At 72.4% G+C, this 20,311-nt stretch carries 21 protein-coding genes; 12 read left to right on the forward strand and 9 right to left on the reverse strand.

What is annotated here, in order from left to right:
• Positions 1-7: 7 nt before the first annotated feature.
• Positions 8-760, forward strand: coding sequence for a GntR family transcriptional regulator (locus B7R87_RS05170; protein ID WP_006350139.1), 753 nt, complete (start codon positions 8-10; stop codon positions 758-760).
• Positions 761-1,026: 266 nt separating this feature from the next.
• Here the strand turns inward: B7R87_RS05170 and B7R87_RS05175 are convergent, their stop codons facing one another.
• Positions 1,027-1,293, reverse strand: coding sequence for a hypothetical protein (locus B7R87_RS05175; protein ID WP_078902420.1), 267 nt, complete (start codon positions 1,291-1,293; stop codon positions 1,027-1,029).
• A gap of 400 nt (positions 1,294-1,693) precedes the next feature.
• Between B7R87_RS05175 and B7R87_RS05180 the strand changes: the two genes are divergently transcribed.
• A complete protein-coding gene (locus B7R87_RS05180) occupies positions 1,694-3,436 on the forward strand; it encodes a serine/threonine-protein kinase (RefSeq protein WP_130585432.1) in 1,743 nt (580 codons plus the stop codon).
• Between the two features lie 69 nt (positions 3,437-3,505).
• Here B7R87_RS05180 and B7R87_RS05185 read toward each other — a convergent pair whose 3' ends face one another.
• Entirely contained in the window at positions 3,506-4,315 is an 810-nt protein-coding gene (locus B7R87_RS05185) for an SGNH/GDSL hydrolase family protein (protein ID WP_006350135.1), read from the reverse strand.
• A gap of 170 nt (positions 4,316-4,485) precedes the next feature.
• Here B7R87_RS05185 and B7R87_RS05190 point away from each other — a divergent pair, with 170 nt between their 5' ends.
• From B7R87_RS05190 to B7R87_RS05210, 5 genes are all read left to right on the forward strand, one after another.
• Positions 4,486-4,884 (forward strand): hypothetical protein, encoded by a 399-nt coding sequence (locus B7R87_RS05190; RefSeq protein WP_006350134.1) that lies wholly within the window; start codon positions 4,486-4,488, stop codon positions 4,882-4,884.
• Positions 4,885-5,264: 380 nt separating this feature from the next.
• Positions 5,265-6,179 (forward strand): glycosyltransferase family 2 protein, encoded by a 915-nt coding sequence (locus B7R87_RS05195; RefSeq protein ID WP_006350133.1) that lies wholly within the window; start codon positions 5,265-5,267, stop codon positions 6,177-6,179.
• An 83-nt stretch (positions 6,180-6,262) separates the two neighbouring features.
• Positions 6,263-7,312, forward strand: a complete 1,050-nt coding sequence (locus B7R87_RS05200; protein WP_130585440.1) for a glycosyltransferase family 2 protein — start codon at positions 6,263-6,265, stop codon at positions 7,310-7,312.
• The gene (locus B7R87_RS05205; RefSeq protein ID WP_130585431.1) at positions 7,309-8,130 is read left to right on the forward strand and encodes a polysaccharide deacetylase family protein; all 822 of its coding nucleotides are present in this window, start codon (positions 7,309-7,311) and stop codon (positions 8,128-8,130) included. The genes B7R87_RS05200 and B7R87_RS05205 overlap by 4 nt, the downstream gene beginning before the upstream one ends.
• Positions 8,131-8,225: 95 nt before the next feature.
• Complete coding sequence (locus B7R87_RS05210) at positions 8,226-9,371, forward strand: DUF5925 domain-containing protein (protein ID WP_006350132.1); 1,146 nt, start codon at positions 8,226-8,228, stop codon at positions 9,369-9,371.
• Positions 9,372-9,396: 25 nt separating this feature from the next.
• Here B7R87_RS05210 and B7R87_RS05215 read toward each other — a convergent pair whose 3' ends face one another.
• On the reverse strand, positions 9,397-9,777 hold the full coding sequence (locus tag B7R87_RS05215; protein ID WP_130585430.1) for a GntR family transcriptional regulator: 381 nt from the start codon (positions 9,775-9,777) through the stop codon (positions 9,397-9,399).
• Between the two features lie 61 nt (positions 9,778-9,838).
• Between B7R87_RS05215 and B7R87_RS05220 the strand changes: the two genes are divergently transcribed.
• Positions 9,839-10,333, forward strand: coding sequence for a DUF402 domain-containing protein (locus B7R87_RS05220; RefSeq protein ID WP_006350130.1), 495 nt, complete (start codon positions 9,839-9,841; stop codon positions 10,331-10,333).
• A gap of 29 nt (positions 10,334-10,362) precedes the next feature.
• Here B7R87_RS05220 and B7R87_RS05225 read toward each other — a convergent pair whose 3' ends face one another.
• Genes B7R87_RS05225 through B7R87_RS05240 form a run of 4 tightly spaced genes read right to left on the reverse strand, consistent with a single transcriptional unit; the run spans position 10,363 to position 13,864 of the window.
• Positions 10,363-10,803, reverse strand: a complete 441-nt coding sequence (locus B7R87_RS05225) for a GNAT family N-acetyltransferase (RefSeq protein ID WP_006350129.1) — start codon at positions 10,801-10,803, stop codon at positions 10,363-10,365.
• Positions 10,804-10,822: 19 nt separating this feature from the next.
• Complete coding sequence (locus tag B7R87_RS05230) at positions 10,823-12,319, reverse strand: tripartite tricarboxylate transporter permease (protein WP_006350128.1); 1,497 nt, start codon at positions 12,317-12,319, stop codon at positions 10,823-10,825.
• A gap of 4 nt (positions 12,320-12,323) precedes the next feature.
• Positions 12,324-12,884: a tripartite tricarboxylate transporter TctB family protein gene (locus tag B7R87_RS05235; RefSeq protein WP_006350127.1), complete on the reverse strand. Its 561-nt coding sequence runs from the start codon at positions 12,882-12,884 to the stop codon at positions 12,324-12,326.
• A complete protein-coding gene (locus B7R87_RS05240; protein ID WP_040916741.1) occupies positions 12,881-13,864 on the reverse strand; it encodes a Bug family tripartite tricarboxylate transporter substrate binding protein in 984 nt (327 codons plus the stop codon). Before B7R87_RS05240 ends, B7R87_RS05235 begins: the two co-directional genes overlap by 4 nt.
• A 133-nt stretch (positions 13,865-13,997) precedes the next feature.
• Between B7R87_RS05240 and B7R87_RS05245 the strand changes: the two genes are divergently transcribed.
• The gene (locus B7R87_RS05245; protein WP_006350125.1) at positions 13,998-14,684 is read left to right on the forward strand and encodes a response regulator; all 687 of its coding nucleotides are present in this window, start codon (positions 13,998-14,000) and stop codon (positions 14,682-14,684) included.
• 77 nt (positions 14,685-14,761) lie between these two features.
• Here B7R87_RS05245 and B7R87_RS05250 read toward each other — a convergent pair whose 3' ends face one another.
• The gene (locus tag B7R87_RS05250; RefSeq protein WP_006350124.1) at positions 14,762-15,202 is read right to left on the reverse strand and encodes a pyridoxamine 5'-phosphate oxidase family protein; all 441 of its coding nucleotides are present in this window, start codon (positions 15,200-15,202) and stop codon (positions 14,762-14,764) included.
• 282 nt (positions 15,203-15,484) lie between these two features.
• Here B7R87_RS05250 and B7R87_RS05255 point away from each other — a divergent pair, with 282 nt between their 5' ends.
• Positions 15,485-16,477 (forward strand): lytic polysaccharide monooxygenase auxiliary activity family 9 protein, encoded by a 993-nt coding sequence (locus B7R87_RS05255; protein ID WP_130585429.1) that lies wholly within the window; start codon positions 15,485-15,487, stop codon positions 16,475-16,477.
• Between the two features lie 51 nt (positions 16,478-16,528).
• On the opposite strand, the gene B7R87_RS05260 is transcribed toward B7R87_RS05255, so the two are convergent.
• A complete protein-coding gene (locus B7R87_RS05260; RefSeq protein ID WP_006350122.1) occupies positions 16,529-17,419 on the reverse strand; it encodes an esterase/lipase family protein in 891 nt (296 codons plus the stop codon).
• A gap of 457 nt (positions 17,420-17,876) precedes the next feature.
• Here B7R87_RS05260 and B7R87_RS05265 point away from each other — a divergent pair, with 457 nt between their 5' ends.
• Entirely contained in the window at positions 17,877-19,013 is a 1,137-nt protein-coding gene (locus tag B7R87_RS05265) for a YhgE/Pip domain-containing protein (RefSeq protein ID WP_006350121.1), read from the forward strand.
• A 382-nt stretch (positions 19,014-19,395) separates the two neighbouring features.
• A complete protein-coding gene (locus B7R87_RS05270; RefSeq protein ID WP_100249259.1) occupies positions 19,396-20,265 on the forward strand; it encodes an alpha/beta fold hydrolase in 870 nt (289 codons plus the stop codon).
• Positions 20,266-20,311 lie beyond the last annotated feature (46 nt).

Below are 20,311 nucleotides of genomic sequence, written 5' to 3' on the forward strand. Positions count from 1 at the left end.
GCCCCCCGTGACCTCCTCCTTCGCCCCGGATTCGCTGGTCCTCAACCGCAAGCTGCCGCTGTGGTACCAGGTCTCGCAGTCGCTGCGCGCCTCCATACTGGGCCGGGCGCCCGAGGCGTCCCTGCGGCTGCCGACCGAGGAGCAGTTGGCCGCGCACTACGGCGTCAGCGTGCTGACCATGCGGCAGGCGCTGAAGGAGCTGGAGGCGGAGGGCCTGATCAGCCGGCACCGGCGGCGCGGGACCTTCATCGAACCGGGGGCCCGCCGGGGCGCCCCCCGGCGGCTGCTGGGGTCGATCGACGCGATCGTGGCCCAGCAGTCGGGCGAGCCGACGACGGTCCTCGGCCACGGCCGGGAGCCGGTGCCGGTCGAGCTGGCCGAGCACTTCCCGGGGCTCGCCGAGGTGGTGACGTACCGCAGGCTGCGCCGGGACGGGGAGACCGGCGAGCCGACGAACTGGGCGGAGAACGCGGTCCGGCCCGATGTCGCGGCCCTGCTCGACGTGGCCGATCTGGAGCGGTGGCCGATGACGAAGGTGCTGCGGGACGCGGTGGGGGTACGGATCGGCCGGATCACCGACACGGTCGAGGCGCGGCTCGCGGACCCGCCGACCGCCGAACTCCTCCAGGTGCCGCTGCTGAGCCCGATCCTGCACTACACCGGGGTCACCCGTGACACGGAGGGGCGGGTCGTCGACGTGGCCCGGATCCGTTACCGGGGCGACCGGTTCTCCTTCTCGGTGACGGTCGACGCGCCGTAGCCGGGGGCCGGGCGGCTCGGGTCGGCCGGGGAGATGCGCTGCTCGCCGGGGTGGGAGGCGGGCGAGCGGGCGGCGCCGGGCCGTTGCGGCACGGTCGTACGGAAGCCGGGAGGGAGCACCGGCCAACGACGGGGAGGGCGGGACGGCGGGGAGCTACGGTCCCGAAGGGGTGTGGTCACCGCCCGGTTGCGGGGCCGCCCGGGCGGTGACACGTGACGCGGAGTGCGCGACGGCGGCTCGACCTTCGACCGCCCGACAGCCGAAGGTCAGTGGCGGCTGCCGAGGAGCGTACGGCGCAGCCTGCGCAGCGGGGCGAAGAGGGAGACCCGTCCGCTCCTGTTGCGGCTGCGCCCGTGCGCGACGTCGCGCGAGGTGAGTTCCAGCATCAGGGACGTCGCCTCGACCGTCTCGCGCTGCGGGACGGCGGGGCCGCCCAGCACCGAGAGATGTCGGTCGAGACGCGAGCTGGTCGCGCTGTTCCCGCAGGTGATCGCAGGCACTCGCGGCCTGCTCCGCACTGTTATCTGTTCCATGACACTCCCCACCCGTAACGACGCACCCGGCCCGGGCAGGTTAACCCTATCGTCCCCAGGTGACACTCGTGTATCCCGCCTGCGCGATTCACCACGTCCGTACGCGAGTTGACGCCCCCCGGCAGGAGGGCTGCCAATTGGGTAGATTCCCCGGCGAGTTGGACAGATTACGGCATCGCCGCCGTCGCGCCACAGCCGTCACAGCAGCCCCGGCAGAGGCAGGAAGTGATCGCCCTCACAGCAGACTCGCGGCGGTCGCCCAGTGCGTTCCGAGGGGGCGGCAGCGGGCCGGATTCCGGCTAACTTGGAAGGGTTTCCCTTGGGTTCCGGGGAGGGCTTTCGGCGGGGTTCCGGGATGCCGTGCGCCGCCGCACCTCCGCTGTTACGGATGGGAGTCCTGATGCACGGAAGCCGACTCGTCGCCGACCGGTACCGGCTGGACGTCCCCCTGGGTGAAGGCGGTATGGGCGTGGTGTGGCGCGCCCGGGACGAGGTGCTGGGCCGCGATGTGGCCGTCAAGGAGGTACGCGCCCCGGCCGGGCTCGGCACCGCGGAGATCCGGCGGCTGTACGCCCGGCTGGAGCGCGAGGCCCGGGCCGCGGGCCGGATCACGCACCGCAATGCGGTGACGGTGTACGACGTCGTGTTCGACCGCGGCGGCACGGGCGCTCCGAGCAGCACGGGCGCTCCGAGCGGCGCGGAAAACAGAGGAAGCAGCGGCGGAGGGGACGACGGCGAACGGCCGTGGATCGTGATGGAGCTGGTGCGGGGCCTGTCGCTGGCCGAGGTGCTCGCCGCCGAGGGCCCGCTCACCCCGCAGCGGGCCGCACTGATCGGCGCCGATGTACTGGCGGCGCTCATGGCCGCCCATGACGCCGGGGTGCTGCACCGCGATGTGAAACCGGGGAACGTCCTGATCGGCAACGACGGGCGGGTGGTGCTCTCCGATTTCGGCATCGCGACCCTGGAGGGCACCCCCCAGCTCACCATGACGGGTGAACTCGTCGGCTCCCCCGAGTTCCTGGCGCCCGAGCGTGCCCTCGGACGGACCCCGGGTCCGGAGTCGGACCTGTGGTCGCTGGGGGTGCTGCTGTACACGGCGGTGGAGGGCGGGTCGCCGTTCCGGCGGGACACGGCGCTGAACACCCTGCGGTCCGTGGTGGAGGACGAGCTGCCGCCGCCCCGGCGGGCCGGGGAGCTGGCGCCGGTGCTCGCCGGGCTGTTGCGGAAGGATCCGGCGGAACGGCCTGCGGCCGCCGAGGCCGCGAGGGCGCTGCGGGTGGTGGGCGCCGGGGGCGCGGCTCCCCGGACGGCGCCGTCGGGGCCGTACGCGCCGACCGTCACCACGGCGACTCCGGTACGGGGTCCGGTGCCGGTGCCGGTCGCATCCCCCGTCCCCGCACCCGCAGGTTCCGCGGCGGCGGCCACCGCCCCCGTACCGCAGTCCGGCGGGGACGGTCCCGGCCCGGCCAGGCGGTCGCCCGCCGTGCTCGCGGCGGGGGCGGCGCTCGCGGTGGTCGCCGCGGCCGGGCTGGCGTGGGCGCTCGTCGACGGCCTCAAGGGAGACGGCGGCGGTGACGGCCGGTCCGGCGGTACGTCGACATCCGCGGCCCGCACTGCAGGTTCACCGGGGCCACCGGGGTCACCGGGTACGGCGGCCGCGCCCGGCGGCACGGGAGCCACCGAGCAGAGCACCACCGGCGGGACGTCGCCGTCGCGGGAGACCCGGCAGACGGTGACGGTCACCGTAGAAGCGGTACGGAACCACTGGAGCGGCAGCTGCCCTCCGCCGGACTCCGGAGCCCCGGCCTTCCGGGCGCGGATCACGGTCGGACGGACCCCGGCCGTGGTCGAGTACCGCTGGGCCACCGAGAGCGGCACCGCCGGGGACGACCGGTGGCGGACCCTCTCCTTCGGGCGGGACGGGGCCCGGCAGCGGACGGCGGAGTTCACGGTCTCCGCCTACCGCGACGGCGAGACGCTCCGCGACCGGATCCGGGTGGAGGTCCGGAATCCGGTCGTGGCACGTTCCGAGTGGGCCGCGTTCACGGTGAGCTGTGAACGGACGCCGCCGTCGTCGCCCGACGGTTCATCGGCGAGCACCGCGGCGGACGGAGCGGGCGGCGACACCGGCGGCCGGTGATCCGGGCGGGTGACGGTACGGCGCCGGACCCGCGGGCCCGGCGCCGTACCCCCTACCAGGCATCAGAGGTCAGGCGTTCGAGCGGAAGACGGGCAGATAGCCGCCGGACTGCCCGGCCGCGGTCGGGTGGTACGAGTCCCCGATGTTGGTCCAGTTGACGCTGTGCAGCCACGGCGCGGGCGAGCAGATCTCGTGCCCGGTGAAGGCGGGGACGACGCTGCCGAAGGTGTAGCCGTGGTCCGCGGCGCGTTTGGCGACGGCGGTGTTGAGGTGGTCGGCCGCGCCGTTGATCGCGGCCCGCTCGTTCTCGCTCAGCCCGAGCAGGCAGCCGCCGCCGAGCTGGTAGAAGCGGGGGTAGCCGAGGACGACGACCCGGGCGGCGGGCGCCTTGGCGCGAATCGCCCCGTACACGCTGTCGAGCCGGCCGGGCAGGGTGGAGTCGACGTACGCCTTGGCCTGGTTGACCCGGTTGATACAGGCGGACTCGGACTGGAGGACACAGGTCGTCATCACGTCGGAGAAGCCCGCGTCGTTGCCGCCGACGGTGAGGGAGACGAGATCGGTGCCGGAGTTCAGCGGGCCGAGCTGGTTCGCCGTGACATCACTGGTCCGGGCTCCGGAGCAGGCGGTGAAGGCGAACGAGGAGGGGGCGTTCGCGGCTGCCCAGAGCTTCGGGTACGCACGGTTGCTGCGCTTGCAGTTGCCGCTGGCGCCGTCGTAGTCGCCCGCGCCGACCCCCGACGAGTAGGAGTCGCCGAGCGCCACGTAGTCGACGGGGGCGGCCGCCGTCCCGGCCTGCGCCGGGGCGGCACCGGCGACCGCGAGCAGGGCGCCGAGCAGAAGAGTGGACGAGAGCTTCGCGATACGGGTCAGTCTCATGGAATCTCCCCTTGGGCAGGATCGCTGCGCCAACCGTGGTACCGGTCCGATGAAATGAAAATGTCCATGACAAGAGAGATTGGTCACTCTCGCCGCTTTTCTTGACGTGGGATCAACCGCGGTTCAGCATGTAGGGCTCCACCCCAGGCTGCCCGGGAGCACAACCGCCCATGCGGGACCACGACGACACACCCTCGACGATCGGGAACGACCTTCCGCCGATCCTCGCCGGAGCGGCGTGCGCCCTGGCCGGAACCGGCGCCGTACTGGCCGTGTTGGGCAGCGATTCACCCCTTCGCGCACCCTTCGCCCTGTTCCTCCTCTTCGCCGCCCCGGCCGCCGGGCTCTTCGCGCTGCTGCGCGGACTGGAGCCCGGAGCGCGGGCCGCGATCGCCGCCGCCGGGGCCGGGGCGATCGACCTCGGAGCCGCGGCGGTGCTGTCCGGACTGGAGGTGCTGTCGGCCCGTTCATCCGTGGCGGTTATCGTGACTGTCACCGCACTGTTGTTCCTCCGGACGGCAGCGGACCGGAGGAACGAACGGTCCACGCCGGAACAGATGCACCGCTGACCGCTCAATTGGTCTCAAGAATGCAAAAACCAAGTTCACGTTCCTGGGCTTGTCATACAGTCGCCAACATCAATACCGTCAGACAACCACTCGCTTTCAGTCATCACGAAGCGGCTCAAGGGGAGGGCTCGCGCGCCGCGACGGCTCGGAGCGGGTGGGCGCGGTAGGGGGGTGCCGTGCCCGGTTCACGTACTCGTTTGCGTGCTCGTCATCGACTGCGTACCGAGGCGTACCGCGCGGCCGGTTCTGCAACTCGACCCATGGAGCGGAGTGTCGCTGCCGTCGTGGCCGAGCGAGAAATGACCCCCCTTTAAACCGGACATGCGTCCCCGGGCCGCCCGGGCGCGGGCGGTCCAACCGGTGGAGAGGGAAACAATCCAATGAGTTCAGTTCTGCGCCCGGCCGACCCGGGGCACGTTCCGACGACTGCCGAACAGGGCCCCGGCCCCGACGGCGGCACCGGCCTGCGCACGGAGCCGGGGTCGGGCGGGGATCCGGCCGGCGATTTCGACGGCAGCGCCGCCAGACGCTACCGCCCGGTCTCCTCGCATCTGGCGATCGCCCCGCCGGTGAGCGTGGTGATCCCGGCGATGAACGAGGCGCAGAACCTCCCGCACGTCTTCAAGACGCTGCCCGACTGGATTCACGAGGTCGTGCTCGTCGACGGCAACTCCACCGACGACACCGTCGAGGTCGCCCGGCAGCTGTGGCCGGACGTCAAGGTCGTCACCCAGGAGGGCAAGGGCAAGGGCGACGCCCTCATCAGCGGGTTCGCCGCCTGCACCGGCGACATCATCGTGATGGTCGACGCGGACGGCTCGGCCGACGGCAACGAGATCGTCTCCTATGTCTCCGCCCTGGTCTCCGGCGCCGACTTCGCCAAGGGCTCCCGCTTCGCCAACGGCGGCGGCACCGACGACATGACCTTCATCCGCAAGCTGGGCAACCGGGTCCTGTGCGCCACGGTCAACGCCAAGTTCGGCGCCCGCTACACCGACCTGTGCTACGGCTACAACGCCTTCTGGAAGCACTGCCTGGACGACATCAGCCTGGACTGCACCGGCTTCGAGATAGAGACCCTGATGAACATCCGCGTCGTCAAGGCCGGACTGCGGGTGCAGGAGGTGCCGAGCCACGAGTACGTCCGTATCCACGGCGTCAGCAACCTCAGCGCCGTCCGCGACGGACTGCGCGTGCTGCGGGTCATCCTGAAGGAGAAGGGCGTCACCCGCGCGGACCGCCGCCGCGCCGCGGGCGGACCCGGGGTCCGGGCCGCGCGCGGGGAGGCTTCGTGAGCGAGGGCGCCGGCCCGGCACCCGAGGTTCCGGCCTCCGACGCCCCGCGGGACCCTCGCACGGACGACGGCCGCCGCTTCTCGGTGGTCGTCTGCGTCTATACCGAGGACCGCTGGGACGACATCCTCGAAGCCGTCGCCTCGGTCCGCGCCCAGTCGCTGCCCGCCCTGGAGACGCTGCTGGTCGTCGACCACAATCCGGCGCTCCTCGACCGGCTCGCCCGGGAGTACAAGGAGTACGTGCCCGGCGCCCCGGACCTTCCGGAGGGCGCCGCGGTCCGGGTGCTCCCCAACGCGGGGCCCCGCGGTCTGTCCGCCGGGCGCAACACCGGCATCGCGGCGGCCCGCGGCGAGTTCATCGCGTTCCTCGACGACGACGCGGTGGCCGAGCCCGACTGGCTGCGAGTCTTCGCCGAGGGCTACGACGACCCGGCGGTGGTGGCCGTCGGCGGGCGGACCGACGCGGCCTGGGCCTCCGGCCGCCGCCCGGACTGGTTCCCCGAGGAGTTCGACTGGGTCGTCGGCTGCACCTACCGGGGCCTGCCCCCCGGCAAGGTGCGGGTCCGCAACGTCCTCGGCGGCAACGCCTCCTTCCGGCGCACGGCCTTCGACGCCGCCGGAGGGTTCGCCACCGGCATCGGCCGCGACGGCGACAAGCGGCCGCTGGGCTGCGAGGAGACCGAGCTGTGCATCCGGCTGTCGAAAGCCCTGCCGGAGGCGGTGCTGCTGATCGACGACCGGGCGGTCATCCACCACAAGGTGCCCGCGGTCCGGGAGCGGTTCGCCTACTTCCGTACCCGCACCTATGCCGAAGGCCTTTCCAAGGCGCTGGTCGCCAGAAGCGTGGGCGCGGGCAAGGGGCTGGAGTCCGAGCGCCGTTACACCACACGCGTGCTGCCCGCCGGAGTCGTCCGGGGGCTGCGGGACGCGGCCCGGGGCCGCCGGGGCGGCGCGGGCCGGGCCGGGGCGATCGTCACCGGGGTCGCGGCCGCCGCCGGGGGCTACGCCCTGGGGACCCTCCGCGCCCGCCGGGGCGAGGTCACCTTCTCCTCGGGGCCGATCGCGCCCCTGCCCGGCGACCACGAGGCCCCGGCAGGCCGGACCGACACGACCGGGGAGACCCGTACCGTATGAACACGCCCGTTCCCGTACTGATGTACCACGCGGTGGCCGACGCCCCGGCGAAGGAGACCTACGGGCTCTCCGTCACCCCCGCGGCCTTCGCCGAGCAGATGGCGGTCCTCGCCGAACGCGGTCTCACCCCGGTGACCACGGCCGAACTGGGCGCGGCCTGGCGGTCCGGCGACCGCAGGCCGCTGCCCGCCCGTCCGGTGCTGATCACCTTCGACGACGGGTACGAGGGCGTGCACCGGCACGCCCTGCCGGTACTGGCCGAGCACGGTTTCGCGTCCACCCTCTTCGTCTCCACGGGCTGGCTGCGCGGGGCCCACGAGGAGGGCGGCGCCCTCGACACCATGCTCGACTGGGACCAGGTCCGGGAGTTGGCCGCGGCGGGCTGCGAGATCGGCGGCCACACCCACAGCCATCCGCAGATGGACCAGATCGACGACGCGCGGCTGCGGTTCGAGACCGAGCACTGCCGGGACGTCGTCGCGGGGGAGCTGGGCGAGGTGCCCCGCTCCTTCGCGTACCCCTACGGCTACTCCAGCCGCCGGGTCCGGGAAACGGTTCGCGCGGCGGGCTTCGCCCAGGCCTTCGCGGTCGGCAACGGACTGGCCCGGCCCGCCCAGGGCCCGTACGCGGTCGAACGGCTGACCGTCCGCCGCCGCACCGGAATCGACGAGTTCACCCGCATCGTGGAGGGCCGGACCATCGGCCGTACCTTCGCCGGGGACCGGGTGCTCACCAAGGGGTACGCGGCCGTGCGCCGCACCCGCCGGGCGGCGACGCTGCTGCGGGAGGCGGCCGCGGGCGGATCCGGGCCCCGCTGACCTGCGGCGGCCCGGGCCCCGGCTCGTATCGGCCAACACCCCGGCGGCGGCAAAAGGCGGTGCGCGGCGCGCGCCGGTGACGGATCATAAGCCGCATGCCAGTCCCGCACCCCCAGGACGTCCTGCCGATCCGGCTCCACCTCACCGACGACGACTCGCCCGCCGATGTCATCGACGCCTTGTTCATCAGCCGGTTCGCCTCGGGCGACCAGCCCTTCGCGCACTCCGCCACCATCGACCCGGTCCGCCCGGACGCCCCGCTGCTGCCGCCGGGCGCGCGGGTGCTGCGGGAGTCCGTCGGAACCAACCGCCGCACCTCGGTCCTCGCGGAGGGCGACGGCTGGACGCTGCTGGCCGCCCGCTGGCAGCAGGGCGCGGACATCACGGTGACGGCGGTCTCGGCGGCGCTCGCCCGGGAGGTCCTGGAGCGGGCCACCCGGGACGCGGCGGACAAACCGGAGCCGTCCCCGGAGAACGTGACGATGGGCTTCTGGTACCACTCCCCCGCCCGCGGCCCGCGCCGCACCACCCGCCGGATCACCGCGGGCTCCTGGCAGGAGGTGCGCGGCAACTACGCGGCGCCGGTCGGCGAGGCCTTCGACGGGCTGATGAAGCTCACACCCGACGACATCAGCGGCCGGCTGCTGCTGCTCCACGGCCCGCCGGGCACCGGAAAGACGTCCGTGCTGCGGACGCTGGCCCGGTCCTGGCGGGACTGGTGCCAGTTCGACTGCGTCCTCGATCCCGAACGGCTCTTCAACGACGTCGGCTATCTGATGGACATCGCCATCGGCCGGGAGGACGAAGAAGACGAAGAGGACGAAGAGGCAGCGGACGGGAACGGCGGTGACGGCGCGGCCAAGCGCTGGCGGCTGCTGCTGCTGGAGGACTGCGACGAACTGATCCGCGGCGAGGCCAAACACGCCACCGGACAGGCACTGTCCCGGCTGCTGAATCTGACCGACGGTCTGCTCGGACAGGGCCGCAACATCCTCGTCGGCGTCACCACCAACGAGGATCTCGAACGGCTCCATCCGGCCGTCGTCCGCCCCGGACGCTGTCTGGCCCGGATCGAGGTCGGCCCGCTGTCGCACGCGGAGTCCGTCGCCTGGCTGGGGACGCCGGAGGGAGTGGGCCGGGAGGGTTCGACCCTGGCCGAGCTGTACGCGCTGCGCCGGGGCAGCGCCCCGGCGACGGTCCCCGGCCAGTCCACGGCGTCGGACGCGGGCCTGTATCTGTGAGCCGGTCCGGAGGGCCGGGGTCCGGTCAGGATCCGGTGCCGTACGCGGCGCGCAGCGCGTCCCCGACGGCCGCCGCGGCCGCTTCGGGGGCCGCGCCGAGCCGGTGGGCCCGTTCGGCGAAGGCGTCGGCCGCCCGGGCCAGTTCACGGGCGGCGGCGTCGCCCGCGGCGGCGACGAAGGTGCCGTTGCGGCCCCTGGTCTCGACGACCCCGTCGCCCTCCAGGGCCCGGTAGGCCTTGGCCACGGTGTTGGGGGCGAGCCCCAGCTGTTCGGCGAGTCCCCGGACGGTCGGCAGTTTGTAGCCGGCCGGCAGCGCACCGGATCTGGCCTGTTCGGCGATCCGGGCGCGCAGCTGTTCGAAGGGGGCGACACCCGATGCGGTGTCGATGGCGATCATGAGGGTCACGGGCCCGATTGTCCCCCATTCCCATCCGTACGACGGCCCGGCAGGGGCCGGTGGAGGCACGATGACGGCGGCGGCGGGCAGCGCGGTGGAGGTACGTCTCACCAAGGCGGGCCGCACCAAGATCACTTATCCGGCGGAGCGGATCGCGGACGACGGGGTCCGGGTGGTGGTCCGGGCCCCCTGGGCGGCGCCCGGGGTACGGGACTTCGGCTTCGTCCGCTTCGAGCCGGGGGACCTGTTCACCGAGCACTACTGGCGGGACCGCTGGTACGCGGTGAAGGAGGTCCGGGCCGTGGACGGCCGGCTCAAGGGCTGGTACTGCGATATCACCCGGCCGGTGGAGACGGACGGCACGGTCCTGACGGTGGAGGATCTGGACCTCGACCTGTGGGTGCCGCCGGACGGCGGGCCGGTGCTGCGGCTGGACGAGGACGAGTTCGCGGCGAGCGGTCTCGCGGAGCGGGATCCGCGGGCGGCCGAGGCGGCCCTGCGGGCACTGGAGGAACTCGCGGAACTGGCCGGGGCTCCCGGCGGGCTCGCGCCCCTGCTCGGGTAGGCCGTTACCCGGGCCGGGCCTTGGTGCGGTCAGCCGAGGGGTTTGCGGTAGTGGATGCGGTCGTACGGGCCGTCGACCCGGCGCTCCGTCATCTCGTAGCCGTGGCGGGCGTAGAGATTCTGGTTCTCCCACATCAGGGCGTTGGTGTAGAGCCGGATCTCCTTCAGGCCCAGGTCCCGCGCCCGGCTCTCGGCCAGTTCGAGCAGGACCCGGCCGAGGCCGGTGCCCTTGGCTTCGGGGTGGACCGCGATCGACTCCAGGAAGAGGTGGTCCTCGCGGGGGACGAGGACGATCACGCCCCGGACGGGGTCCCCCGTGACGAACACCCGCCCCGCCGCCACATCGGCGGCGTGGTCCGCCTTCATGGGGGCGGGCACGACTCCGATCCGTTCGATGTAGTGGTGGTAGGCCGCATCGGTCACGGACTTCACCAGGGGTACATCGGCGGGGACGGCGGGGCGGGTGTCCATGGTTATCTCACATCCGGGGTCATGACGTGATGTTACGACGGCGCAGGACGAGCTTCTTCAGCAGCGGCCAGGCCAGCAGGATCGCGATGATCACGTACACGGTGACGGAGAAGCCCGTGTTCACCAGACCGGAGACGCTGCCGTCGCTGAGCTGGAGGGCGCGCCGGAGCTGCTGCTCCGCGCCCGGGCCGAGGATGACACCGATGACCGCGGGCAGGATCGGCAGCCCGTAGCGGCGCATTCCGAAGCCGAGCAGACCGATGATCAGCAGGATCACCAGGTCGAGGGCCTCGCCGCCGACCGCGTAGGCACCGACTCCGGCGAAGAAGAGGATGCCCGCGTAGAGGTACGGACGCGGGATCCGCAGCAGCTTCGCCCAGACCGGGGCCAGCGGCAGGTTCAGCGCCAGCAGCAGGACCATGCCGACGAAGAGGGAGGCGATCAGACCCCACACCAGATCGGGCTCGCGCTCGAAGAGCAGGGGTCCGGGCTGGATGCCGTACTGCTGGAACGCGGCGAGCATCACGGCCGCGACCGCGGTCGTGGGCAGGCCGAGGGTGAGCATCGACACCAGGGTGCCCGCCGCCGATGCGGACGCCGCCGACTCCGGTCCCGCGACGCCCTCGATGGCGCCCTTGCCGAACTGGTCCTTGTTCTTGGAGAGCCGCTTCTCGGTGACGTACGAGAGGAAGGTGGGGATCTCCGCGCCGCCCGCGGGGATCGCACCGAACGGGAATCCGATGAACGGGCCGCGCAGCCAGGGCTTCCAGGTGCGCTTGACGTCGTCCTTGCCGAGCCACGGGCGGCCGACCGGGATCGGCGCGGCGCCGCCGCGGCGCAGATGGGCGGCGACCCAGAGGGCCTCACCGATGGCGAAGAGGCCGACGGCCACGATGACCACGTCCACACCGTCGGCCAGCTGGAGCGAGCCGAAGGTGAGCCGCTGCTGTCCGGTCATCGAGTCGAGACCGACGAGTCCGATGGTCAGACCGATGAGCAGGGACGCCAGTCCGCGGATCCGGGAGGAGCCGAGGACGGAGGTGACGGCGATGAACGCCAGCACCATGATCGCGAAGTAGTCGGGGGCGCCGATGTCGACGGCGAGCTCGGCGACCTTGGGCGCGAGGGCGACCAGCAGGACGGTACCGATCATGCCGCCGGCGAAGTGGCCGATGGCGGCGGCGGCGAGCGCCTGTGAGCCGCGCCCCGCTTTCGCCATCGGATTGCCTTCTATCGCAGCGACCACCGCCGCGCTCTCACCGGGTGTGTTGAGCAGGATGGAGGTGGTGGAGCCGCCGAACATGGCTCCGTAGTAGATGCCGGCGAACATGATGAACGCGCCGGTCGGTTCGAGACCGTAGGTGACGGGGAGGAGCAGGGCGACGGCCATCGCGGGGCCGATGCCGGGCAGGACACCGATCGCGGTGCCCAGGAGCACGCCGATCGCCGCCCAGAGGAGGTTGATCGGCGTCAGCGCGGTGCCGAAGCCGTCGATCAGTGAGTTGAACGAATCCATCGGGCTACAGCACCCCCATGAGCGGGCCACCCGGCAGCGGAACACCGAGCAGGTTGTTGAAGAGGTAGTACGTGCTGAGCGCGAGCACGGCGGCGATCATCGGATCGCGGTGGAAGTGCCTGCTGCCGAGGGCGAACGCGGCGCCCCAGAAGAGCAGGGTTCCGGCGATGGGGAAGCCGATCGGCCCGATGAGCACGGCGAAGGCGAGGAAGACGCCCGCGAGAAGGAGGACGGTCTGCCAGTCGCTGGGTTCGCTGAGGTCGATGTCCTCGCCGCCCTCGGCCTCGCCGCGACCGCCGCGCATGACGTCGACGGCGAGCAGGACGGCGATGACCAGCAGTCCGATGCCGACGACGATCGGCACGGTCTTGGGGCCGACCGGGCCCCGCTGGGCTATCTCGACGTCCATGGTGAGGGCGTCGCCGAGGACGAGCACACCGATGGCGAACAGCAGCACGCTGACGCCGAGTTCGGAGTGGTCGCGCAGCCAGGATCCCCGGCTCTCGGGCGCCTTGCCGGACGCGTCGTCCGCCGGCTGCGCGGCGGGAGTCTCCTGAGGCTTCACAGTCCCAGCTCCTTCAGCACCTGGTCGACGCGCTTGTTCTGCTCGTCGAGGAAGTCACCGAACTCGTCACCGGCGAGGAAGGCGTCGTCCCAGCCGTGCTTGCGCAGCGACTCCTTCCACTGCGGCGACGCGTGCAGCCGCTCGACGAGGCTGACGAGCTTCGCCCGCTCCTGCTCGGAGAGGCCGGGGGGTGCGACGATGCCGCGCCAGTTGGTGAACTCGGTGTCCAGGCCCGCCTCGCGGAGGGTGGGGGCGTCGAGGCCGGGCACCCGCTTGGGGCCGGTCACCGCCAGCAGCCGCAGTTCGCCGGATTTGATCTGGTCGAGGTACTCGCCGACGCCGGAGACACCGAAGGCGACCTTGTTGCCCAGGATGGAGGCGAGGAGTTCGCCGCCGCCGTCGAAGGGGATGTAGTTGACGGACTTGGGCTTGATGCCCGCCGCCTGGGCCATCAGCATCGGGGCGAGGTGGTCGGGCCCGCCGGGGGACGAGCCGCCGCCGACCGTCAGCTTGCGGGGGTTCTCCTTCCAGGCCTTCAGCAGGTCCTGGATCGTCTTGTAGGGGGAGTCCTTCGAGACGACGACGATGTCCTGCTCTTCGGTGAGCCGGGCGATCGGCGTGGTGTCGGAGAGGGTCTTCGGGGTCTTGTTCGCGTGGACTGCGCCGACGACGCCGAGCCCCATGGACATGGCCAGCTTGCCGTTGCCGTGCTCGCTGACCAGCCGGGCCAGCCCGACCGTGCCTCCGGCACCGGGGAGGTTGAAGACCTCGATGTCGTGGGTCAGGTTGGCGTCCTCGGCGTTCTTCGCCGCGGTACGCGCGGTGATGTCGTAGCCCCCGCCCGGAGTGTTGGGGACCATGAACCGCAGCCCGGGGATCTTCGTGCCGGTGTCGGAGGTGTCGCCCGTATTGAGCAGGGGCGGCCCCACGAGCACCAGCAACGCCGCCCCGAGCAGGGCGAGGGGAGTGCGCAATTGCACGTGAGCCGCCTTTCGGTAGGAGTTGTGTGAGGTGGCCCACATGTTGCCGTCGCGTTAAGAAAGTGTCTCTCTTCCGGAATCAACGGACGTTGTGGTCATTGTGGTCCCGGCTTAGCGTGAGTCCGTGACGAATGTGCTGGTGGTGGACGATGACTTCATGGTCGCCAAGCTCCACAGCCGCTTTGTGTCGGCCACCGACGGCTTCCGGGTCGTGGGGGTGGCCCACAACGGCGCGGAGGCGCTGCGGGCGGCTGAGAAGCTCAGGCCTGATCTCGTATTGCTTGATATCTATCTGCCCGATATGGACGGGCTGAACGTGCTCCGCGAACTGCGGGCGGCCGAGGAGCGGGATCCCGGGCGCGCGACCGTCGACGCCCTGTTCATCACGGCTGCCCGGGACGCGGGGCTGGTCCGGGCCGCGCTGCGGGCGGGCGCCCTGCACTATCTGATCAAGCCCTTCACTCAGTCCGCGCTCCAGGAGCAGCTGAGGCACGTGGCGTCGCTGCGCTCCCGCTTCGACCGGCTCGGCCAGGCCAGGCAGGAGGACGTCGACCAGATCTTCGGCACCCGGCCGCCGGGGGCCCGCGGACTGCCCAAGGGGCTGGCGCCGCACACCGCCGAGCTGGTGGAGCGCATCCTGCGGGAGCATCCGGGCGATCTGTCGGCGTCGGAGTGCGCCGAGGCGGGGTCCCTGTCGCGGGTCAGCGCCCGCCGGTATCTGGAGTACTTCGTGGAGACGGGCCGAGTGGAGGTGACCCTGCGTTACGGAGGTACGGGTCGGCCCGAGCGGCGGTACCGGATCGCCGGGCGCCGCCACTGAGCATCCGACGAGCCCGGGGCCCGGACCGCCCGCAGCTCCGTTTCAGCAGGTGGGAGCCGGTTCTACCGGCTTATGACTCAGGCGCCCAGATCGGTTGCCAGCCAGCGCTGGGGCTTCATCCTGAACACCGTCTGGTCACCGAACGTGGCGGTGGCGGTCTCCACATAGGCCGCCACCTTCTCCGGCGGCAGATAGCGCCGGGTGATCTCTTCCAGCTGCTCCGGGGTGGCGGGCTCGGCGGAGACGATCGGGCCCTCCACGGAGACGTACCGCACGGTGGGCACCAGCCGGTCCACCATCAGCGAGAAGCGTCCGGCCCGGGTGAGCAGCTCCGCCTTGCGGGATGCCGTGGCGGTCATCACCCACAGGTCGCCGCCGGGTTCGTACTGGTACCAGATGGGCAGGGTCAGGGGTGCCCGCCCCTCGTCGCCCGAGGCCACGGAAAGGGCCGCGATATGCGGTTCGGACAGGAACTCCTCACGTTCTTCGCGGCTCAGGACGGTGCTTTTGTCGCTCATGGACGCTCTTCCTCCGCTTCGGGTCGTCACCTGCGCTGCCGGTGCCGAGCGGGCGAGGCGGCGGCCGGGGCCGCTTCCTCAGCCCGCGCTTAGCGCCTCCTTAAAACAAGGATAAGGATCGTCATCTTCCCTTCACGGCGGGGAACTTCGGCGCTCCGAGGGGCTAGCTTGCTGCTCGCCGGGGCTGGTCCGGACCAGTGCGCAAGAGGTGAACGACGGGCTGCGCACCCCTTCCGGGCCGCTCCGGCTCCCCCCAATGTTTGTCCTGAGGAGAACGTCATCATGACCCCTCGCCGCAAGGTCACCATCGCCGCTGCGCTCGGCCTCGCGCCGCTGGCACTGGCCGGGCTGACGGCCGTCCCCGCCGCCGCCCACGGCACCATGACGGACCCGGTCAGCAGGATCGCCGCCTGTCATGCGGAGGGTCCGGAGAGCCCCGACTCGGCCGCCTGCAAGGCGCTCGTCGCCGCCGGCGGCACCCAGCCGCTGTACGACTGGAACGAGGTCAACCTGCCCGACCCCGCCGGTGCCCACCAGGCCCGGATCCCCGACGGGAAGCTGTGCAGCGCCGGCCGGGACAAGTACAAGGGTCTCGACGTCCCGCGCACCGACTGGCCGTCGTCGCCGATGGCCGCCGGTTCGAAGACCTTCCAGTGGCGTGCCACCGCTCCCCACAAGGGCACGCTGGACCTGTTCATCACCAAGGACGGCTACGACCCCACGAAGCCGCTGAAGTGGTCGGACCTGGAGGCGCAGCCCTTCGCGTCCGTGACCAACCCGCCGGTGGTCAACGGCTCCTTCGTCTTCCAGGGCACCGTCCCGCAGAAGTCGGGCCGCCATCTGATCTACTCCGTCCTCCAGCGTTCGGACTCTCCGGAGGCCTTCTACACCTGCTCGGACGTGGTGTTCGGCGGCGGTACGGGCGGTGCCCCGGCGGCGGCCGCCCCGTCGGAGAAGCAGATTCGGCAGACCGCGGCGAAGTCGTCCGTCGACCACGGCGGTCACGGCGGCGACTCCGCGGCCGAGACCAAGAGCAACGCCGCCTATGCCGCGGAGCACTCCAACCACACGGGCCACAAGGGCAGTGAGGGTGCCAAGACGCAGCTCAACGGTGCCGCCCCGGCCGCCGGCCAGGGTGCTCCCGAGGCGCTCGCGGCGACCGGCGGCGAGAACAGCACCGCGTACATCGCGGCGGGCGGCGCCCTGGCGCTCGCCATCGGCGCCGGTGTGGTGTTCGCCTCGGCGCGGCGCAGGTCGACGGCCGGCGGCCGCTGACCGTCCCCTGCCCCCTGCCGCGTCCTGAGCGGCACCCCGGCTGCGCGTCCGTCATCCGATGACGGACGCGCAGTCCGTTTTCCGGGCGTTCGGCGGGTCGAGCGCGCCCGCGACCTCGTGGAAGACGATCCGGTCGATCGTGCCGACGGCGACGTGCTCGGAGAAGTCGAGCGGGCAGAGGTCCTGGAGCAGGACGTTGCGGACCCCGGGGCCGGTCAGGAACTGGGAGCGGTACGGGGTGACCACCTGGTCGTAGCGGGTGGCGATGACCGTGTAGCGGACCCCGGGCACGGTGTCGCCGCCCGCGTTCAGCCGGGTGAGGAAGGGTGATCCGGCGATCTGGTCGGTGAGGGCGGGGGCTGTCGTACCGATCGCCTCCTCGGCCCCGGGGAAGTACCGGAGCAGCCGGGTGAGCCCGAGGAGGTCGGTGCCGCGGTTGCTGGGCGCGATGCCGATGAGGGCGTTGACCTCGGCGGCGCCGCCGAGGAACTTCAGATAGTGGCGGGGCATCATGCCGCCCTGCGAATGGCCGACGAGGTCCGCCTTCGGGGCGCCGGTGGCGGCGAGCACCCGGTCGACGAAGGCGTCCAGTTGTCCGGCGGAGCGGGCGACCGGGCCGAGGCCGTGGAAGAACGGCACCCCGGGCAGCTGTCCGTAGTCCAGGGAGTAGACGCAGTAGCCGCGGTTGACCAGGTACGGGGCGAGCCCGAGCCAATTGTCGACCGAGTTCGCGAAGGTGCCGTGGACGAGCACCACGGGCCGCGGGTGGGCGGCGGAGGGCTTGCAGGACCAGTTGTTCCAGCCCCGGTCGGGGGCCGCGGACGCGGGCGCGGGGGCGGAAGCGGAACCGGCGGCGGCGACCGGGGCGGCGGGCCCCAGCGCGACCAGGGCGGACAGAAGCAGGGTGACCCAGGGCCGGATACGGCGTTCCCGGAGCGGCATCGGGCGGTCTCCTCGCGGCTCGGAGGGTGGGGGCGGCCGCCCGGGAGGGAGGGCCGGGCGGCCGGAGCACCGGGGCCGGCGACTCAGGCGGATGTAGTGCTCACGACAAGTTACGCATGGGTAGTCCGCGGGAGGGAAGTTACGCGCCGGTAAAAACTGAGCTTGCGTCAGACGGGCGCATGACGGGCGGAGGGAACCCGCGCCGGAGCACCCGGGACCGGCCGTGACACCTCCCGCCGCGGCGGGGCATCCGGGGGCGACGGTGACAGCACTCTTCCCGGGCCGGGCGAAGCACCCGGGCCGGACGTGACACCACCTCTGCCGCCCGCCCGGCGGACGGGCCACCACGGCCAGGCCAGGCGGACCACCCGGACCCCGGGGGTGGCACCGCGCGCCCCTTCGCCCGTTCGGCCCCCTTCCGCCTGCGCCGAACCCGCCGTCCGTCGAGCGTGGGGCCATGACGCGGACCACGGACGGCGACCGGCCCACCCCCCACGCCCCGGCCGGGAAACACCCGCGCCCCGGCTTCCTCGACGAGGTCAGGGACGCGGTCAGCCTCCGCGCCGCGCTGCTGATCATCGGAGTGCTCGCGCTCCAGCTGGGGTTCATCACCTCCTACATCGGCGCCTTCCACCAGCCGAAGCCCACGGACATCCCGCTCGCGGTCACCGCGCCCACCACGGCCGCCGCCGAACGGGCCGTACGCGAACTGGCCGCACTGCCCGGCGACCCGCTCGACCCCTCCGCCGCCCCCGACGAGGCGACGGCCCGCGCCCGGATCGCCCGGCGCGACGTCGACGGCGCCCTGATCCTCTCCCCCGCGGGCCCCGACCGCCTGCTGGTGGCCAGCGCCTCCGGGGCCTCCCTGGCCGACGCCCTGACGGCCGTCGTAGCCCGGGCCGAGAAGGCCCGGGGCCGTACCGTCGACGTGGTGGACGTGGTCCCCGACGCCCCAGGCGACGCCCGCGGGCTCACCTCCTTCTATCTGGTCGTCGGCTGGTGCGTCGGCGGCTACCTCTGCGCGGCGGTCCTCGCCATCAGCGCGGGCGCCCGGCCCGCCAACCCGGCCCGCGGCCTGATCCGGCTCGCCGTGCTGCTGCTGTACGCGATCGTCACCGGACTGCTCGGGGCGGTGATCGCCGGACCGGTGCTCGACGCGCTGCCGGGGAGCGTGCCCGCCCTGTGGGGTCTGGGCACCCTGCTGGTGTTCGCCGTCGGGGCGCTCACCCTGGCCCTCCAGGGGCTGGCCGGGATCATCGGTATCGGTCTGGCGATCCTGCTGGTGGTGGTGCTCGGCAACCCCAGTGCGGGCGGCGCCTATCCGTACCCCCTGCTGCCCCCGTTCTGGCGGGCCATCGGCCCCGCCCTGCCGCCGGGCGCCGGTACCTACGCGGCCCGGTCCATCGCGTACTTCCGCGGCAACGGCGCCCTCGGCCCGATGCTGGTGATCTCGGCCTGGGCGGTCGGCGGGGCGGCCGTGACCATGGTCTGCGCCGTGCTGCGGCGGCGCGCCACGGAACGGGAGTCGCCGCACGGAGCAGCCGCCACGGCCGCCACGGCGGCACCCGGCAGCGGACCGGGCCCGGGGGCGTAATACCGGCGCACAGCGGCGCATCCCGCCGGGACCGCTCTCGAATCTGCCGCCAAGGGATGGAAAAACCGGCTGAGCCGGGGCCCGCGATGGGTAATCATCAAGAGGGCGGGGAATGCACAGTGTTCGGCTGTCACGCCTTCCGTGGCGGGGGGCCGGGACGTTCCCTGTGGATCGGGCCGGATCGGTCCGGATCGGTGAGCGGGGGCGCCCACCACGCCCCCGGGGCGCAGAGGCCGGGGGTACGCCCCCGGGGTGCAGGGGGCCGTAGGCGACTGACGACGACACAGTGGGGGGACACCACCCGGGCGAAGCCCAGGGGGAGCGCGGTGCCCGGGCACGCGAGCCCGGCAGCATTCACCGAAGACAACCTAAGGGGGTCGGGGTGCGACGTCGGGTGCGCACGAACGACGGGCGGCATCTGATCGCGGAACTATCGGGAGATCCGGGAGGCAGGCCGGTCTTCCTGCTCCACGGCACCCCGGGCAGCAGGCTCGGACCCGCCCCCCGGGGCATGGTCCTCTACCAGCGCGGGATGCAGCTCATCGCCTACGACCGTCCCGGTTACGGCGAATCGGACCGGCTGGCGGGGCGCAGCGTCGCCGATGTCGCCCAGGACGTCCTGGCCATCGCCGACGATCTGGGGCTGGAACGTTTCTCGGTGGTCGGCCGCTCCGGCGGCGCACCGCATGCCCTGGCCTGCGCGGCGCTGATGCCCGACCGGGTCGACCGGACGGCGGCGCTGGTGACCCTGGCGCCGCGGGACGCGGTCGGTCTCGACTGGTTCGAGGGCATGGCGGCGTCCAATGTGGACGCCTACACGTCCGCGCTGGACGATCCCGTCGCCTTCACCAAACTGTTCACCCTGCGCTCGGACGAGATCCGCCGGGATCCGATCAGGCTCCTCAACGACCTCCGCAGCGAGCTGCCGGACTCGGACCGGGCGGTGGTCGCGGACGCGGGTGTCCGCTCGATGCTGCTGCGCAACTATCAGGAGGCGCTGCGGATGTCGGCCTGGGGGTGGATCGACGACGCCCTCGCGTTCTCCAGTCCCTGGGGTTTCGATCCGGCGGACATCGACTGCCCGGTGCTGCTCTGGCACGGCGAGAAGGACGTCTTCTCGCCGGTCGGGCATTCGCGCTGGCTGGCCGAGCGGATCCCGGGGGCGACGGCGGTGCTCGAACCGGCCGCCGCGCACTTCGACGCCCTCCACGCCCTGCCGGGCATTCTGACCTGGCTGACCGAGGAGCTGTAGTACGGCAGCGGGCCGGGACGCCACCGCGTCCCGGCCCGCTTCCGTT

The sequence above is a fragment of the Streptomyces tsukubensis genome, from assembly GCF_003932715.1.
Classification (GTDB): Bacteria; Actinomycetota; Actinomycetes; order Streptomycetales; family Streptomycetaceae; genus Streptomyces; species Streptomyces tsukubensis.

Coding starts and splice junctions, on each gene's coding strand:
- B7R87_RS05250 (WP_006350124.1), bottom strand. CDS start 15,202: ATGAGCGACAAAAGCACCGTCCTGAGCCGCGAAGAACGTGAGGAGTTC.
- B7R87_RS05185 (WP_006350135.1), bottom strand. CDS start 4,315: ATGAGACTGACCCGTATCGCGAAGCTCTCGTCCACTCTTCTGCTCGGC.
- B7R87_RS05205 (WP_130585431.1), top strand. CDS start 7,309: ATGAACACGCCCGTTCCCGTACTGATGTACCACGCGGTGGCCGACGCC.
- B7R87_RS05175 (WP_078902420.1), bottom strand. CDS start 1,293: ATGGAACAGATAACAGTGCGGAGCAGGCCGCGAGTGCCTGCGATCACC.
- B7R87_RS05255 (WP_130585429.1), top strand. CDS start 15,485: ATGACCCCTCGCCGCAAGGTCACCATCGCCGCTGCGCTCGGCCTCGCG.
- B7R87_RS05190 (WP_006350134.1), top strand. CDS start 4,486: ATGCGGGACCACGACGACACACCCTCGACGATCGGGAACGACCTTCCG.
- B7R87_RS05230 (WP_006350128.1), bottom strand. CDS start 12,319: ATGGATTCGTTCAACTCACTGATCGACGGCTTCGGCACCGCGCTGACG.
- B7R87_RS05210 (WP_006350132.1), top strand. CDS start 8,226: ATGCCAGTCCCGCACCCCCAGGACGTCCTGCCGATCCGGCTCCACCTC.
- B7R87_RS05260 (WP_006350122.1), bottom strand. CDS start 17,419: ATGCCGCTCCGGGAACGCCGTATCCGGCCCTGGGTCACCCTGCTTCTG.
- B7R87_RS05265 (WP_006350121.1), top strand. CDS start 17,877: ATGACGCGGACCACGGACGGCGACCGGCCCACCCCCCACGCCCCGGCC.
- B7R87_RS05220 (WP_006350130.1), top strand. CDS start 9,839: ATGACGGCGGCGGCGGGCAGCGCGGTGGAGGTACGTCTCACCAAGGCG.
- B7R87_RS05180 (WP_130585432.1), top strand. CDS start 1,694: ATGCACGGAAGCCGACTCGTCGCCGACCGGTACCGGCTGGACGTCCCC.
- B7R87_RS05195 (WP_006350133.1), top strand. CDS start 5,265: ATGAGTTCAGTTCTGCGCCCGGCCGACCCGGGGCACGTTCCGACGACT.
- B7R87_RS05225 (WP_006350129.1), bottom strand. CDS start 10,803: ATGGACACCCGCCCCGCCGTCCCCGCCGATGTACCCCTGGTGAAGTCC.